Origin of the sequence: Acidovorax sp. SDU_ACID1 (assembly GCF_045291395.1) — a bacterium.
GTDB lineage: Bacteria > Pseudomonadota > Gammaproteobacteria > Burkholderiales > Burkholderiaceae_C > MR-S7.
Genome location: NZ_CP152342.1, coordinates 3,958,254 through 3,972,806 on the forward strand (window position 1 = coordinate 3,958,254; position 14,553 = coordinate 3,972,806).

The following is a 14,553-nucleotide window of genomic DNA, read 5'->3' on the forward strand; positions in this document are numbered from 1 at the left end:
CGTGGTTCTCCTTCTTCTTCAGGCGTGGGCGGGGGCCGCGGCCTGGGCGTCCTCGTCGAGCCAGTCGACGCGGCGCATCTTGCGCACCAGCACGAACTCGTCGCGGTTGGTGCCGATGGTTCCGTAGTAGTTGAAGCCGTAGCTGTACTGCGCGTAGCCGCCGATCATGTGCGTGGGCTTGAGCACGATGCGCGTGACCGAGTTGTGGATGCCGCCGCGCGTGCCCGTGATCTCCGAACCGGGCGTGTTGATGATCTTTTCCTGCGCGTGGTACATCATGACCATGCCGGGGTTCACGCGCTGGCTCACCACTGCGCGCGCCGCGATGGCGCCGTTGGCATTGAACAGCTCGACCCAGTCGTTGTCCACGATGCCGCCGCGCCTGGCGTCGTCCTCGCTGAGCCAGATCACCGGCCCACCGCGGTTGAGTGTGAGCATGTGCAGGTTGTCGCTGTACGTGCTGTGGATGCCCCACTTCTGGTGCGGCGTGATGAAGTTCAGCGCGATCTCGGGGTTGCCGTTGGGCTTGACACCTTCCACTTCGTGCAGCGTCTTGAGGTGCACGGGCGGGCGGTAGCTCACGAAGCCCTCGCCGAAGTCGCGCATCCAGGGGTGGTCCTGGTAGAACTGCTGGCGGCCCGTGAGGGTGCGCCATGGGATCAGCTCGTGCACGTTGGTGTAGCCCGCGTTGTAGCTGACCTTCTCGCTCTCCAGCCCGCTCCAGGTGGGCGAGCTGATGATCTTGCGCGGCTGCGCCTGGATGTCGCGGAAGCGGATCTTCTCGTCCTCGCGGTGCAGCGCCAGGTGCACGTGCTCGCGCCCGGTCTGCTTGCCCAGCGCCTCCCAGGCCTTGCAGGCCACGTGGCCGTTGGTCTCGGGCGCGAGCATCATCACCACCTCGGTGGCGTCGATGTCGCTCACGATCTTCGGGCGGCCCTGCGTGGCGCCTTCCTCGCGCACGCGGCCGTTGAGGTCGCCCAGCTGCGCCACCTCGGTTTCGGTGTTCCAGGCGATGCCCTTGCCGCCGTTGCCGATCCTGTCCATCAGCGGCCCCAGGGCCGTGAAGCGCTTGTAGGTGTTGGGGTAGTCGCGCTCGACCACCGCGATCTGCGGCGCGGTCTTGCCGGGCACCAACTCGCACTCGCCCTTCTTCCACTCGCGCACGCCGTAGGGCTGGGCCAGCTCGGCGGGCGTGTCGTGCATGATGGGCGTGAGCACCACCTCCTTTTCCACGCCCAGGTGGCCCACGCAGACCTCGCTGAACGCCTTGGCGAAGCCCTTGTAGATCTCCCAGTCGCTCCTGGCCTGCCACGCCGGATCGACGGCCGCCGACAGCGGGTGGATGAAGGGGTGCATGTCGCTGGTGTTGAGGTCGTTCTTCTCGTACCAGGTGGCCGTGGGCAGCACGATGTCGGAATACAGGCACGTGGTGCTCATGCGGAAGTCCAGCGTCACCAGCAGGTCCAGCTTGCCCTCGGGCGCCTGGGCGTGCCAGCGCACCTCCTCGGGCTTGGCCTCGTCATGGCCCAGGTCCTTGCCCTGCACGCCGTGCGTGGTGCCCAGCAGGTGCTTGAGGAAGTACTCGTGCCCCTTGCCCGAGCTGCCCAGGATGTTGGAGCGCCACACGAACATGTTGCGCGGCCAGTTGGCGGGATGGTCCGGGTCCTCGCAGCTCATGGTGAGCGAGCCGTCCTTGAGCGACTGCACCACGTAGTCCTTGGCGTCCAGGCCGCGGGCCTGCGCGTCCTTCACCACCTGCAGCGGGTTGGTCTGCAGCTGCGGCGCGCTGGGCAGCCAGCCCATGCGCTCGGCGCGCACGTTGTGGTCGATCATCGCGCCGCTATAGTGCTGCGGGTCGGCCAGCGGCGAGAGCACCTCCTCCACGCCGAGCTTCTCGTAGCGCCACTGGTCGGTGTGGGCGTAGAAGAAGCTGGTGGAGTTCTGCTGGCGCGGCGGGCGGATCCAGTCGAGCGCGAAGGCCAGCGCCGTCCAGCCGGTCTGCGGGCGCAGCTTCTCCTGGCCCACGTAGTGCGACCAGCCGCCGCCGCTCTGGCCGACGCAGCCGCACAGCATCAGCATGTTGATGATGCCGCGGTAGTTCATGTCGCAGTGGTACCAGTGGTTCATGGCCGCGCCGATGATCACCATGGACTTTCCGCGCGTCTTGTCGGCGTTGTCGGCGAACTGGCGCGCCACGGCGGTCACCTGCTCGCGCGGCACGCCGGTGATGGCCTCCTGCCAGGCGGGGGTGTAGGGCGCGTTGGCGTCGTAGCCGCCGTCCACGCCTTCTCCCTCCAGGCCGCGGTGGATGCCGTAGTTGGCGGCCAGCAGGTCGAACACGGTGGCCACGGCCACGCGGCCCTGCAGGCCGTCGCCCTCCAGGTCCAGGTGCGTGACGGGCACGCGGCGCACCAGCACGTCGCCGTCCTGCGCGTTGGCCTTGAAGTGCGGCGACTCGACACCGCCGAAGTATGGAAAGGCCACGTCGGAGACGGCATGCGCCTGCGCGCCGTCCTCCAGCACCGAGAGCTTGAGCCGCACGTCGTTGCCGGTGCGCGCCTCCTTTGCCTCCAGGTTCCACAGGCCCTGGTCCTCGCGGCCCTCGGCGCCCCAGCGGAAGCCGATGGAGCCGTTGGGCAGGGCCACGTTGCCCTGCTCGTCATAGGCCACGGTCTTCCAGTCGGGGTGGTTGCCCTGGCCCAGCTTGCCCGCGAAGTCGCTGGCGCGCAGGTAGCGGTCGGGCACCATCACCGTGCGGCCGTCCGCGAGCCGCTTTTCCTTGAGCGCAACGAGCAGCGGCAGGTCGGTGTAGCGGCGGGCGTAGTCGTCGAAGTACGCCGAGCGCTTGTCGAAGTAGAACTCCTTGAGGATCACGTGCCCCATGGCCATGGCCACGGCGGCGTCGGTGCCCTGCTGCGGGTGCATCCACAGGTCGGCCAGCTTGGCGACCTCGGAATAGTCGGGCGTGACGGCCACGGTCTTCGCGCCCTTGTAGCGCACCTCGGTGAAGAAGTGGGCGTCGGGCGTGCGCGTCTGGGGCACGTTGGAGCCCCAGGCGATGATGAAGGTGGAGTTGTACCAGTCGGCGCTCTCGGGCACGTCGGTCTGCTCGCCCCACACCTGCGGGCTGGACGGCGGCAGGTCGCAGTACCAGTCGTAGAAGCTCATGCACACGCCGCCGATGAGGCTCAGGTAGCGCGAGCCTGCGGCGTACGAGATCATCGACATGGCCGGGATCGGCGAGAAGCCGATGATGCGGTCCGGCCCGTGCTTCTTGATGGTGTAGACGTTGGCCGCGGCGACGATCTGGTTGACCTCGTCCCAGGTGCTGCGCACGAACCCGCCCAGGCCGCGCTGCTTCTGCCACTCGCGGCGCGCGCTCTCGTTCTCGACGATGCTGGCCCAGGCGTCCACCGGGCTGCGCGCCACGGCCAGGGCCGCGCGCCAGTGCTTGAGCAGGCGCGCGCGCACCAGCGGGTATTTCACGCGGTTGGCGCTGTACAGGTACCAGCTGTAGCTGGCGCCCCGCGCGCAGCCGCGCGGCTCGTGGTTGGGCAGGTCGGGCCGCGTGCGCGGATAGTCGGTCTGCTGGGTTTCCCAGGTGACGATGCCGCCCTTGACGTAGATCTTCCACGAGCAGGAGCCCGTGCAGTTCACGCCGTGGGTGGAGCGCACGATCTTGTCGTGCGCCCAGCGGTCGCGGTAGGCGCCTTCCCAGGTGCGGTCTTCGCCGTTGGTCTGGCCGTGGCCCTGCGAGAAGGTCTCGCGCGGCTGCGCGAAGTAGGAAAGGCGGTCGAGGAAATGGCTCATCGTGAGGCTCCTTGGAATCGTTGTCGTGTCAGCAGGGCATCTCTGCTTTTCGGCGCGCGTAGTACCACCAGGTGACGACCACGCACAGCGCATAGAAAGCGGCGAACATCCACAGCGCGAACTCCGGCCCGCCCGTGGCGGCGATGGAGCTGCCGTAGCTCTTGGGGATGAAGAAGCCGCCATAGGCACCCAGCGCGCCGGCGAAGCCCACGGCGGCGGCGCCTTCGGTGTTGCCTTCCTTGATGGCTTGGGCGCGGGCGCTCTCGTCGTTGCCATCGCGCAATGCGCGCAGCTTCTGGTTCAGGAAGATCACGGGGATCATGCGGAAGGTCGATCCGTTGCCGATGCCGGTGGTGAGGAACAGCAGCAGGAACATCACGAAGAAGCCCGCGAAGCTGCCCTCTGCCGGACCGAAGGGCATGGCGTAGCCGCCCGTGCCCTTGGGCAGGAAATACAGCACGCCCAGCACGGCCAGCGCCATGACGATGAAGTTCCAGAACGTCACCGCGCCGCCGCCCACCTTGTCGGCGAGCCAGCCGCCGAAGGGGCGGATCACCGCGCCCACCAGCGGGCCGAGCCAGGCATAGGCCAGCGGGTTGACGCTGGGGAACTGGCTCTTGATGAGCAGCGGAAAGCCCGCCGCGAAGCCGATGAACGAGCCGAACGTGCCCAGGTACAGCAGGCACATGACCCAGTTGTGCTTGGCGCGGAAGATCGCGGCCTGCGCGGCGAAGCTGGCCTTGGCATCGGCGATGTCGTTCATGCCGAACCACGCGGCGAGCGATGCGATGGCGATCCACGGCACCCAGATGAAGGCCGCGTTCTGCGCCCACACCTGCGTGTGCTCGCCGTTCTTCACGATGGTCTGCGCTTCGCCGCCGAAGATGCCGAAGATGCCGGCCGTGATGACCAGCGGGCTCAGGAACTGCACCACCGACACGCCCAGGTTGCCCAGGCCCGCGTTCACGCCCAGCGCCGAGCCCTTGCGCTCCTTGGGGAAGAAGAAGCTGATGTTGGCCATGCTGGAGCTGAAGTTGCCCCCGCCCAGCCCGCACAGCAGCGCCAGGATCAGCATGGTGGGGTAGCTGGTGGTGTTGTCCTGCACCGCGTAGCCGATGCCGATGGCCGGGATCAACAGCGACGCGGTGGACAGGGCCGTCCAGCGCCGCCCGCCGAAGATCGGCACCATGAACGAGTAGAAGATGCGCAGCGTGGCGCCCGAGAGCGCGGGCGCCGCCGCTAGCCAGAAGAGCTGGTTGGTCGAATACTTGAAGCCCAGCGCCGGCAGGTTCACGGCCACCACGCTCCAGACCTGCCAGATGGCGAAGGCCAGGAACAGGGCGGGCACGGAGATCCAGAGGTTGAGCTTGGCGACGGCCTCGCCCTCGCGTGCCCAGAACTGCTTGTCCTCGGGCGTCCAGAGCGTGAGCAGGCGGCCTTTGCGGGCATGCGTTGCGGTGGCGGATGTCATGGCGCTTTTTTCCATGGAAGGGATATGGCACCGATGCTCCCGCGAAGCGCGCGCCGCGCCTATCCTTCGCTGGGGGGTGCGGCGGCAGGCAGAAGAACGAGGCGATGGCGCGGGGAGGTAAGCCCAAAGAACTATGCGGGGAGGACTGGCGGCAATGCACCGGGCACAGCGGCATGCACCCCGCAGATAATCAAAAGAGAGAGCTGCCAGCGCTTGCTACACAAGCGCTGGCAGCCCATTTGGCTTAGAAAGCTTGAAGGAAGCCCGCTAGGCCTGGGCCTGCATCACATCGGTGCGCCGCACCTCGGTGAAATACATCCAGATGAGCGACACCCAGACCACGCCGTACATCAGCATGAAGGCGCTGGAGCGGATGCCCGTCCAGTCCATGAGCACGCCGAACAGGATGGGCAGGATGAAGCCCCCCATGCCGCCTGCCAACCCCACGATGCCGCTGATGGCGCCGATGTTGCCGGGGTAGTCGTCGCTGATGTACTTGAACACGCTGGCCTTGCCGAAGGCCCAGGCGATGCCCAGCACGAACATGAGCGCGGTGAACACGTAGACGTTCAGGCCGATGTGGAAGGTCTTGGCGCCGTCGACGGTGAGGATGGTGAAGTCCGTCTGCGGGTACGACAGCAGGAACAGGCAGATCCAGCTCACCCACATCACCCACCAGGTCACGCTGTGCGCGCCGTACTTGTCCGACAGCACGCCGCCGATGGCCCGCAGCACGCCGCCGGGCAGCGAGAAGCAGGCGGCCAGCAGCGCGGCCACGCGGATGTCCAGTCCGTATTCGCCCACGTAGTACTGCACCATCCACAGGGAGAGCGCCACGTAGCCGCCGAACACGATGCTGTAGTACTGGCAGTACTTCAGCACCTTGGGATCCTTGAGCGCCTTGAGCTGCTGTGTGAACGAGACGTTGCTGGGCACCAGGTGCGCCGGGTCGCTGTGGCTGAAGAGCCAGAACAGCACCAGCGTGCCGAGCATGATGGCCGCATAGACGTGCGGCACGGCGGCCCAGCCGAATGCCACCAGGATCACCGGCGCCACGAACTTGTTGACGGCCGCGCCCGAGTTGCCCGCGCCATAGACGCCCATGGCCATGCCCTGGCGGTGCTTGGGGAACCAGCGCGCCACGTAGGGCGTGCCCACCGAGAACGAGCCCCCGGCCAGCCCCACGAACAGGCCGATCACGAGGAAGTGCCAGTACTCGGTGGCCGAGCCCATGAGCCAGATCGCCGGCACGGTGGCGGCCATGAGCAGCGCCATGACGATGCGCCCGCCGTAGCGGTCGGTCCAGATGCCCAGCGGCACGCGCACCAGCGAGCCCGTGAGCACGGGCATGGCCGTGAGCAGGCCGAACTGGGTCGAGTTGAGGTTCAGCATCTTCTTGATCGGGATGCCGATCACGCCGAACATCATCCAGACCATGAAGCAGACGGTGAAGGCCAGCGTGCTCACGATGAGCACGGACCAGGCCTGGCGGTTGCGGCGGGAATCATCTGCCGCAGGGTGCGACGCGGTTGTCATGGGTTTTTCCCTCTTGTGCAAGATGGCACCGATGGTCCCGCGAACCCGCCCGCGCGCCCATCCTTCGCTGGAAGGCTGGGGCCTACGCAAAAGAACGAGGGCGGCCAAGGCCGTCCTACTCCCAAAGAACTAGCGCACCGGGTGCGCTCAGAAGCTTTCCCAGTCGTCCTGCGCCGCTTCCTTGGTCAGCGCGGGTGCGCGGGGCGCAGGATGCAGTGGGGCGGCAGCCGGGCGCGCGGGCGCGGGGGCCGGCGCCTTGGGCGGCAGCGGCGCGGGCCGGGCGGCGGCTGGCGCGCTACCGCCCTGCAGGCGGAAGACGGAGACGGCGCGCACCAGCTCGTCGGACTGCTGGCGCAGGCTTTCGGCGGCGCCCGCCATCTCCTCGACCATGGCGGCGTTCTGCTGCGTGGTCTGGTCCATGTTGCTCACGGCCTCGCCCACCTGGGCCACGCCGTTGCTCTGTTCGGCGCTGGCGTGGCTGATGTCGGAAATCAGGCGCGTGACCTTCTGGATCTCGGTGATGGCCTGGTCCATGGTTTCGCCTGCCCGCGCGGCGCGCGCATTGCCCTGGTGGATCTCCGACACGCTGGCGGTGATGAGCTGCTTGATCTCCTTGGCCGCCTCGGCACTGCGCTGCGCGAGGCTGCGCACCTCGCCCGCCACCACGGCGAAGCCCCGGCCGTGCTCGCCCGCGCGGGCCGCTTCCACGGCGGCGTTGAGCGCCAGGATGTTGGTCTGGAACGCGATGCCGTCGATCACGCCGATGATGTCGGCGATCTTCTGGCTGCTGGCATCGATGCCCTGCATGGTCTGCACCACCTCGCGCACGGCCTGCCCGCCTTCTGTGACCACGCGCTGGGCCTCGCGCGTGAGCTGGTCGGCCGAGCGCGCATGGTCGGCGTTGTGGGCCACGGTGCTGCCGAGTTGCTCCATGGCGGCGGCCGTTTCCTCCAGCGCGCTGGCGGCACTCTCGGTGCGGCTGGCCAGGTCCTGGTTGCCCTGGGCGATCTCGGCGCTGGCGATGGCCACGCCGTCGGCGCGGGCGTGCACGGTGCGCACCACTTTCTCCAGGCCGTCGGCGGTGTTGTTCATGTCGTCGAGCAGGTGGCCGATCTCGTCCTTGCGCTCGTTCGCGATGCGCACGGTCAGGTCGCCCTCGGCGATGGCATCGGCCATGCGGCTGGCCTGCACCAGCGGACGCACGATCATGCGGCGCACCAGCCACCACCACACCAGCGCCAGCACGGCCACGGCGCACAGCCCCAGCGCAGCGAAGACGGCCATGAGCTGGCGCGTCTCGGCGACGAACTCGTCCTTGTAGGCGCTGGAGGCATAGACCCAGTTCCACGGCGCGTAGTAGCCGAACACGGCCAGCTTGTCGCGCTCGCTCTGCGCGCCGGCGTCGAGCCAGGGGTAGGCGATCACGCCCTGCTTGCGCTCGAGCATCTCGCGCACGAAGGCCGGCCCCTGGCCGCCGCCCTCGGGCGTGACCATGTTCTTGCCCTCCGCGCTGGGGTGCACGGCCAGCAGGCCGTAGGCCTGCGGATCGGAGCGCAGCACGAAGTAGTAGCCGCTGCCGCCCACCTTGAGCTGGCGGATGGAGGCCTTGAGCTGGCCCAGCGCCTCGGAGAAGTCCATGCCCACGAAGGCGATGCCCACGGTGGCGCCGCCGGCATCCTTGAGCGGGCGGTAGTGCGTCATGTACTGGCGGCCGAACAGCGTGGCCAGGCCCATGTAGCTCTGCCCCGCGGTGACGGCGGCGAAGGCTGGATGGCCCTGGTCCAGCAGCGTGCCCACCACTGCCCGGCCCTGGTCGTCCTTGAGCGACGAGGCCACGCGCAGGAAGCCGGGGTCCTGGCGCGCGAACACGGTGGCCACGGCGCCGGTGGCGCGGGTGAAGCGGTCCAGGCGCGCGCTGTCATCGGAGAGCGGCTCGCTGCCGAGCGTCTCGTGCAGGCTGTCGGCCAGGAACTGGATGCGCTGGCGCTGCTCCTTGTCGCTGGCCTCGATGAAACGGCCCAGCATGGTGATGCCCTGCTCCATTTCGCTTTGCAGCTTCTGGTGCATGGCGCGCGTCACGCCCCAGGAGATGGCCGCGACCAGCACGGCGAGGATGGCGGCGACCCACACGAAGTTGGTGATCGCCAGCTTGGGGCCCAGACCCTGGCGGCGCCAGAAACGTTGACCGATGTGCATGCTCTGCTTTCATGGAGGGGCATGGAGGAAAGGCTCCAGCCCACGGTTACATCTGTTGTCAAATGTATCCAGACGCTCCGCAAAAGCACTTGATGCGTGTCAATGAATCCGCGCTCCACGCGGGTACCTTCAGAGGGCGCGCTGGCGGTCCGATGCGTACACCGCGGCCTGCACGCGCGAGCTCAGGCCCAGCTTGCGCAAGATGTGCTGCACGTGGATCTTCACGGTGGTCTCGGCGATGTCGAGCGTGCGCGCGATCTCCTTGTTGCTCGCGCCGCGCGCGATCTCGCGCAGCACGTCCTCCTCGCGCGGCGACAGGGGCGAGGCGGGCCCGTCCGGCAGCGGCTGCGCCTCGGGCTCGGGCACGCCCTGCGACTGGAAGGCGGCGACCAGCTTGCCCATCATCTCGGGGCTGACCACCGGCTCGCCGCGCGCGGCGCGGCGGATGCCCTGGGCGAGCAGGTCTCCGTCGATGGTCTTGAGCAGGTAGCCCTGTGCGCCGTTGCGCAGCGCGGCGGCGAGGTCCTGCCCGTCCTCGCTCACGGTGAGCATGATCACGCGGCTGCCCTGCGAGGCCTCGCGCAGGCCGGCGATGGCGTCCACGCCGAGCACGCCGGGCAGGTGGTTGTCCAGCAGGATCACGTCGGGCCGCAGCACCGGCAGCTGGCGCAGCGCCTCGCCGGCGTCGCCGGCCTCGCCCACCACGCGCAGGTCCGGCTGCTGCGACAGCAGGGCCACCAGGCCGCGGCGCAGCAGGGTATGGTCGTCGATCAGGAAGACGGAGATGCAGGAGGTCATGGCGTGGTAGCAAGGGAAAGGGGAAGCGCTTCGCCGTGGGTGCCTTCATGGTCCTCCTCGCGGCGCATGGGAGGCAGCTCCACGATCACCCTGGTGCCCGCGCCATCCGGGGCGGAGTCCAGCCGCAGCGCGGCGCCGATTCGCTGCGCGCGCTCGCGCATGATGCCCAGGCCCACGTGCAGCGAATCGGGCGGCACGTCCTGCGGGCGGAAGCCCCGGCCGTCGTCGTGCACCTCGAAGCGCCAGCGCGGGTGGCGCAGCACACGCAGCTCCACGCGGCGCGCGCCGGCGTGCTTGCGCACATTGGACAGCGCTTCCTGCACGATGTGCAGCACCTGCACCTGCACGTCCGGCGCCAGCGGCAGGCCCTGGCCCGCCATGGCGAGCGACGTGGCCACGCCCGTCTGGTGCTCGAACTTGGAGAGCGTGGCGCGCAGCGCGTCCTCGATGTCCTCGTCCTTGGTACGGGTGCGGAAGTGCACCAGCAGCTCGCGCACGTCGGCGTAGCACTCGCGCACGCCCACGTCCAGCTCGTCGATGCTGCGGTCGCGCGCTACGGCGTTGTCCTTGGCGACGGCATCGCGCAGCAGCTGCGTCTGGATCTTGAGGAAGGCCAGCGACTGGGCGATGGAGTCGTGCAGCTCGCGCGCGATCAGTCCGCGCTCCTCGGCCACGGCGGCCTCGCGCTCCAGCGCCGTGGCGCGCAGGCTCTCCATGGAGCTGGCCAGGTGGCGCGCCATGGTGGACAGCAGCTCGCGCATGCCGTCCGACAGCGCGAGCGGCGTGCGGTAGAACAGCGTCACTTCGCCCAGCAGGCGCTGCTGCAGTTGCACGGGGATGCTCACCACGGTCTCGAAGCCGGCCTCGCGGCAGTGCGGCAGTTGCACGTCCGACGCAGGGGCGATGGGGATCACGCGCATGCGCGCATCGGCCTGCAGTTGCCCGCACTCGCAGGTGCCGGTGAGCAGGCAATGCTCCTCCTCGGCCAGGGAGCGCGGCAGCCCGTCGGAGGCCAGCAGCACGTAGCGCTCGTTGGCCTCGTCGGACCAGCGCACGGCGGCCGCGTCGCAGCCGGCCACGCGGCGGATCTGCTGCACGAAGCCCTGGGTCAGCACGTCCAGGCTGCCGGCCTCGGCGCCCAGGGCGCTCACCGCATAGAGCGCGGACAGGCGCTGGTTCTGCACCTCGATGCTGGCGGTCTTCTCGCGCACCTTGCGCTCCAGGTCCTCGTGCGAGGCCTGCAGCGCATGGGCCATGAGGTTGAAGCCCGCCGCGAGCTGGCCGAACTCGTCGTCCGTCTCCACGGCCAGGCGCGTGTCCAGCGCGCCGCGCCGCACGCTGGCCAGCGCCTGCTGCAGCCGCGTCACGGGGTTGAGAACCAGCAGGTAGCTCAGCGCCATGAAGGCCACGGCGGCTCCGATGGCCAGCGCCACCATGAAGAGCTGGAACAGGTGCAGTGCGGCGGTCCAGCGCACGATCTGGATCTCGATGGCCTCGACGAAACCGTCGAGCTGGTGCACGAAGGCATCGCCCAGGGCCACGGCCTCGGTGCCGCCCGGCGGGTGGGAGGTCTTCCAGACCTCCTGCAGCGCGCGCCATTGCCGGGTGACGTGCTCGTAGCGCTCGTGCGTGGCATCGCTCCAGGGCACGAACAGCGGCCGCGCCGGGTCGCCCATGCGCAGCAGTTCCAGGCTGGCATCGAAGCGCTGCGCCAGCCGCGCCACCTCCTCGGGCGACTCGTTCTGCTGCGCCAGCACCATGCGCAGCATGTTCATGCGCAGGCGGCCCGCCTCGTTCACGGCGGCCGCGCCGCCTTCGAGCTGCCAAGTCACCCACAGCGTGAAGCCGATGGAAGCCAGGGCCACGAACAGGAAGACCGTGCCCATGGCCAGCAGCTTGGTGGACAGCGTGGGCTTCTTGCGCATGGAGGCAGTGTAGGCAGGCACGGCCCGTCCACCTTGACCTGCATCAAGCGGTACGAGGGCCAGGACGATTTAAATGAAATTCGCCCGCAGCCCTTGCTGGTCAGGCGCGACCAGCTATCGTTTCAGAAGCATCAACCGCAGCTACCCAATGCACCGCACTGGGTGCAGTAGTCGCAGCCATCCTTGCGGATCACGGCATGGGCGCCGCATTCGTGGCACTTCTTGCCGGCCATGGCGGGCGGCATGCCGGCAGGCATGTCGGGCTCGTCCAGCGGCAGCACCTGCTGCTGGGGCGCCTGGGCGCGGCCGGCCAGGATGTTCTGCACGGCATAGGCGATGGCGGCCACCTCGGAGTCGTGCCATAGCGGTACGCGCGCGCCGTCGGCGCGTTCGTGCTGCCCCAAGCGCACGGGGCCGCGATCCCAGGCCACCTTGCGCATGTCCGACAGCGCCCGCTCCAGGAAGCCGCCGCGCGCGGCCAGCGACAGCAGGCGCATGCTGGAGGTGATCCACTGCTGCGACTCGCCGCTCTGGCCCACGGGCATGAAGAACTCGATGGCGCGGTCCACCGTGCCGCCCCGGCCGTCCGGCACGGGCAGGAAGGAGACGATGAGGTAGAGGGTCTTGTGGCCTTCCTGCGTCCAGTATTCCAGCTTCTCGGCCACGGCCGACAGGCCGCCCTTGGGGCGGCTCTCGATCATGGTGCGCATGGGATCGAAGGCAGGGGCTGCAGCAGCGGGCTCCGGGGCCGGAGCCGGTGCGGCGGCAGGCACTTCCAGCACAGCGCCCAGAATGCTGTTGGGGCGGTAGGTGGCCAGGCCCTTGAGGCCCGAGTGCCAAGCCTGCAGGTACAGGTTCTTGAAGTCGCCGTAGGGGTAGTCCTCGGGCACGTTCACTGTCTTGGAGATGGCCGTGTCCACGTAGGGCTGTACGGCCTCCATCATGGCCACGTGGTCGGCGGCCGCCATGTCCATGGCGTTCACGAAATACTCGGGCAGCCGGTTCACGTCGCCGCCGAGGGTCTTGTACAGGCGCCAGGCGTAGTCTTCCACCACGTACTCGCTCTTGCTGCCGTCGGCCTCGCGCTTGCGGCGCGTGTAGGTCCACGAGAACGGCGGCTCGATGCCGTTGGAGGCGTTGTCGGCAAAGGCCAGGCTCACGGTGCCCGTGGGTGCGATGGACAGCAGGTGGCTGTTGCGGATGCCGTGCTTGCGGATGGCCTTCTGGATGTCCTCGGGCAGGCGGCTGGCGAAGGTGCCCTTGGCGAGGTAGCCGTCGGCGTCGAATTTGGGGAAGCGCCCCTTTTCCTTGGCCAGTTCGACGGAAGCGCGGTAGGCCGCATTGCGCATGCGCTCGGCGATCTGCACGGCCATGTCGCGCCCTTCCTGGCGGTCGTAGCGCCTGCACAGCATGGCCAGGGTGTTGCCCATGCCGGTGAAGCCCACGCCGATGCGGCGCTTGGCGGCGGACTCGGCCTGCTGCTGTGTCAGCGGCCAGAAGGTCACGTCCAGCACGTTGTCCAGCGCGCGCACCTGGGTGGCGACGGCCTGCTCGAACGCCTCGAAGTCGAACGCCGCCGCCCCGTGCAGGCCGAACGGGTTGCGCACGAAGCGCGTGAGGATGATGGGCCCCAGATCGCAGCAGCCGTAGGGCGGCAGCGGCTGCTCGCCGCAGGGGTTGGTGGCCTGGATGTTCTCGGTGTAGTGCAGGTTGTTGTCGGTGTTGATCTGGTCCAGGAACAGGATGCCGGGCTCGGCGAAGTCGTAGGCGGACTTCATGATCGTGTCCCACAGGTCGCGCGCGCGCACCGTGCGGTACACCCATTGGCCATCGGCGCGCTGGCGCGCCCCGTCCTTGAGCAGCTCGGCGCCGGGGGCCGCCGTGTGCACCAGCTCCCAGTCGCGGTCCTGCTCCACGGCCTCCATGAAGGCGTCGGGCACCCCCACGGAGACGTTGAAGTTGTTCCAGCGGCCGGGCGTGCGCTTGGCGGTGATGAAGTCCAGCACGTCCGGGTGGTCGATGCGCAGCACGCCCATCTGCGCGCCGCGGCGCGCGCCGGCGCTCTCCACCGTGGAGCACGACTGGTCGAACACGTTGATGTAGCTGCACGGCCCCGAAGCCATCGACGCCGTGCCCTTGACCAGCGCGCCGCGCGGACGGATGCGCGAGAAGTCGTAGCCCACGCCGCCGCCGCGGCGCATGGTTTCGGCGGCCTCGCGCAGGGCCTCGTAGATGCCGGGATAGCCGGCATCGTCCACGCCCTGGATGCAGTCGCCCACGGGCTGCACGAAGCAGTTGATGAGCGTGGCCTGGATGTCAGTGCCCGCCGCGCTCATGATGCGGCCGGCGCCGATCGCGCCCGAGCGCAGGTTGTCGAGGAAGCGCGCCTCCATGGCCTCGCGCAGTTCCTCGCGCTCCACCGAGGCAAGCGCACGCGCCACGCGCCCGAACAGGTCGTCCACGTCGCTCTCGCCATTCTTGAAGTATTTCTCCCGCAGCACATCCAGGCTGATGGGCTGCGCGGGCAGGCTGGGCGCAAGGTCGGTGGTTTCACGTTGCATGGCGGAAGGCTCCGGGGGAAAGGGGTGTCGGGGCGCCGCGAGCGGCGGCGCAAACCTGGGTTTGTACACCGCCCGGAGGGCCTGCGGCTGGATCGCCATCAAGACCTTGTGGACTGTCCGCCCCCGCTCCTACATTTGTTGTAGCAGCCCCTTCCGGCCGCGCGCGGCCCGGCCCGCGAAGCCCGCATTTACATTCGGTTGCACCCTGGCCATGACCCTGCGCAAGCCGCCGTGCACGGCCCGTGCCCTACCATGC

The 14,553-nt window shown here is 68.7% G+C and carries 7 protein-coding genes; all 7 read right to left on the reverse strand.

The window, feature by feature from the left end:
• Window positions 1-18: 18 nt before the first annotated feature.
• Window positions 19-3,810 (reverse strand): nitrate reductase subunit alpha, encoded by a 3,792-nt coding sequence (locus tag AAG689_RS19420; protein ID WP_406623384.1) that lies wholly within the window; start codon window positions 3,808-3,810, stop codon window positions 19-21.
• A gap of 28 nt (window positions 3,811-3,838) precedes the next feature.
• Complete coding sequence (locus AAG689_RS19425) at window positions 3,839-5,281, reverse strand: NarK family nitrate/nitrite MFS transporter (RefSeq protein WP_406623385.1); 1,443 nt, start codon at window positions 5,279-5,281, stop codon at window positions 3,839-3,841.
• 267 nt (window positions 5,282-5,548) lie between these two features.
• Window positions 5,549-6,817 carry a nitrate/nitrite transporter gene (locus tag AAG689_RS19430; protein WP_406623386.1) on the reverse strand — a complete coding sequence of 423 codons (1,269 nt, stop codon included), beginning with the start codon at window positions 6,815-6,817 and terminating at the stop codon, window positions 5,549-5,551.
• A 147-nt stretch (window positions 6,818-6,964) separates the two neighbouring features.
• Window positions 6,965-9,013, reverse strand: a complete 2,049-nt coding sequence (locus AAG689_RS19435; RefSeq protein WP_406623387.1) for a methyl-accepting chemotaxis protein — start codon at window positions 9,011-9,013, stop codon at window positions 6,965-6,967.
• Between the two features lie 129 nt (window positions 9,014-9,142).
• On the reverse strand, window positions 9,143-9,811 hold the full coding sequence (locus AAG689_RS19440; RefSeq protein ID WP_406623388.1) for a response regulator: 669 nt from the start codon (window positions 9,809-9,811) through the stop codon (window positions 9,143-9,145).
• The gene (locus AAG689_RS19445) at window positions 9,808-11,736 is read right to left on the reverse strand and encodes a type IV pili methyl-accepting chemotaxis transducer N-terminal domain-containing protein (protein ID WP_406623389.1); all 1,929 of its coding nucleotides are present in this window, start codon (window positions 11,734-11,736) and stop codon (window positions 9,808-9,810) included. The genes AAG689_RS19440 and AAG689_RS19445 overlap by 4 nt, the downstream gene beginning before the upstream one ends.
• A 131-nt stretch (window positions 11,737-11,867) precedes the next feature.
• The gene (locus AAG689_RS19450) at window positions 11,868-14,297 is read right to left on the reverse strand and encodes an adenosylcobalamin-dependent ribonucleoside-diphosphate reductase (RefSeq protein ID WP_406623390.1); all 2,430 of its coding nucleotides are present in this window, start codon (window positions 14,295-14,297) and stop codon (window positions 11,868-11,870) included.
• Window positions 14,298-14,553: the final 256 nt, after the last annotated feature.

What these genes read in the sequence shown, in the direction of transcription:
- AAG689_RS19450 (WP_406623390.1), bottom strand. Translation starts at nt 14,297, where the DNA reads ATGCAACGTGAAACCACCGACCTTGCGCCCAGCCTGCCCGCGCAGCCC.
- AAG689_RS19420 (WP_406623384.1), bottom strand. Translation starts at nt 3,810, where the DNA reads ATGAGCCATTTCCTCGACCGCCTTTCCTACTTCGCGCAGCCGCGCGAG.
- AAG689_RS19425 (WP_406623385.1), bottom strand. Translation starts at nt 5,281, where the DNA reads ATGACATCCGCCACCGCAACGCATGCCCGCAAAGGCCGCCTGCTCACG.
- AAG689_RS19430 (WP_406623386.1), bottom strand. Translation starts at nt 6,817, where the DNA reads ATGACAACCGCGTCGCACCCTGCGGCAGATGATTCCCGCCGCAACCGC.
- AAG689_RS19440 (WP_406623388.1), bottom strand. Translation starts at nt 9,811, where the DNA reads ATGACCTCCTGCATCTCCGTCTTCCTGATCGACGACCATACCCTGCTG.
- AAG689_RS19445 (WP_406623389.1), bottom strand. Translation starts at nt 11,736, where the DNA reads ATGCGCAAGAAGCCCACGCTGTCCACCAAGCTGCTGGCCATGGGCACG.
- AAG689_RS19435 (WP_406623387.1), bottom strand. Translation starts at nt 9,013, where the DNA reads ATGCACATCGGTCAACGTTTCTGGCGCCGCCAGGGTCTGGGCCCCAAG.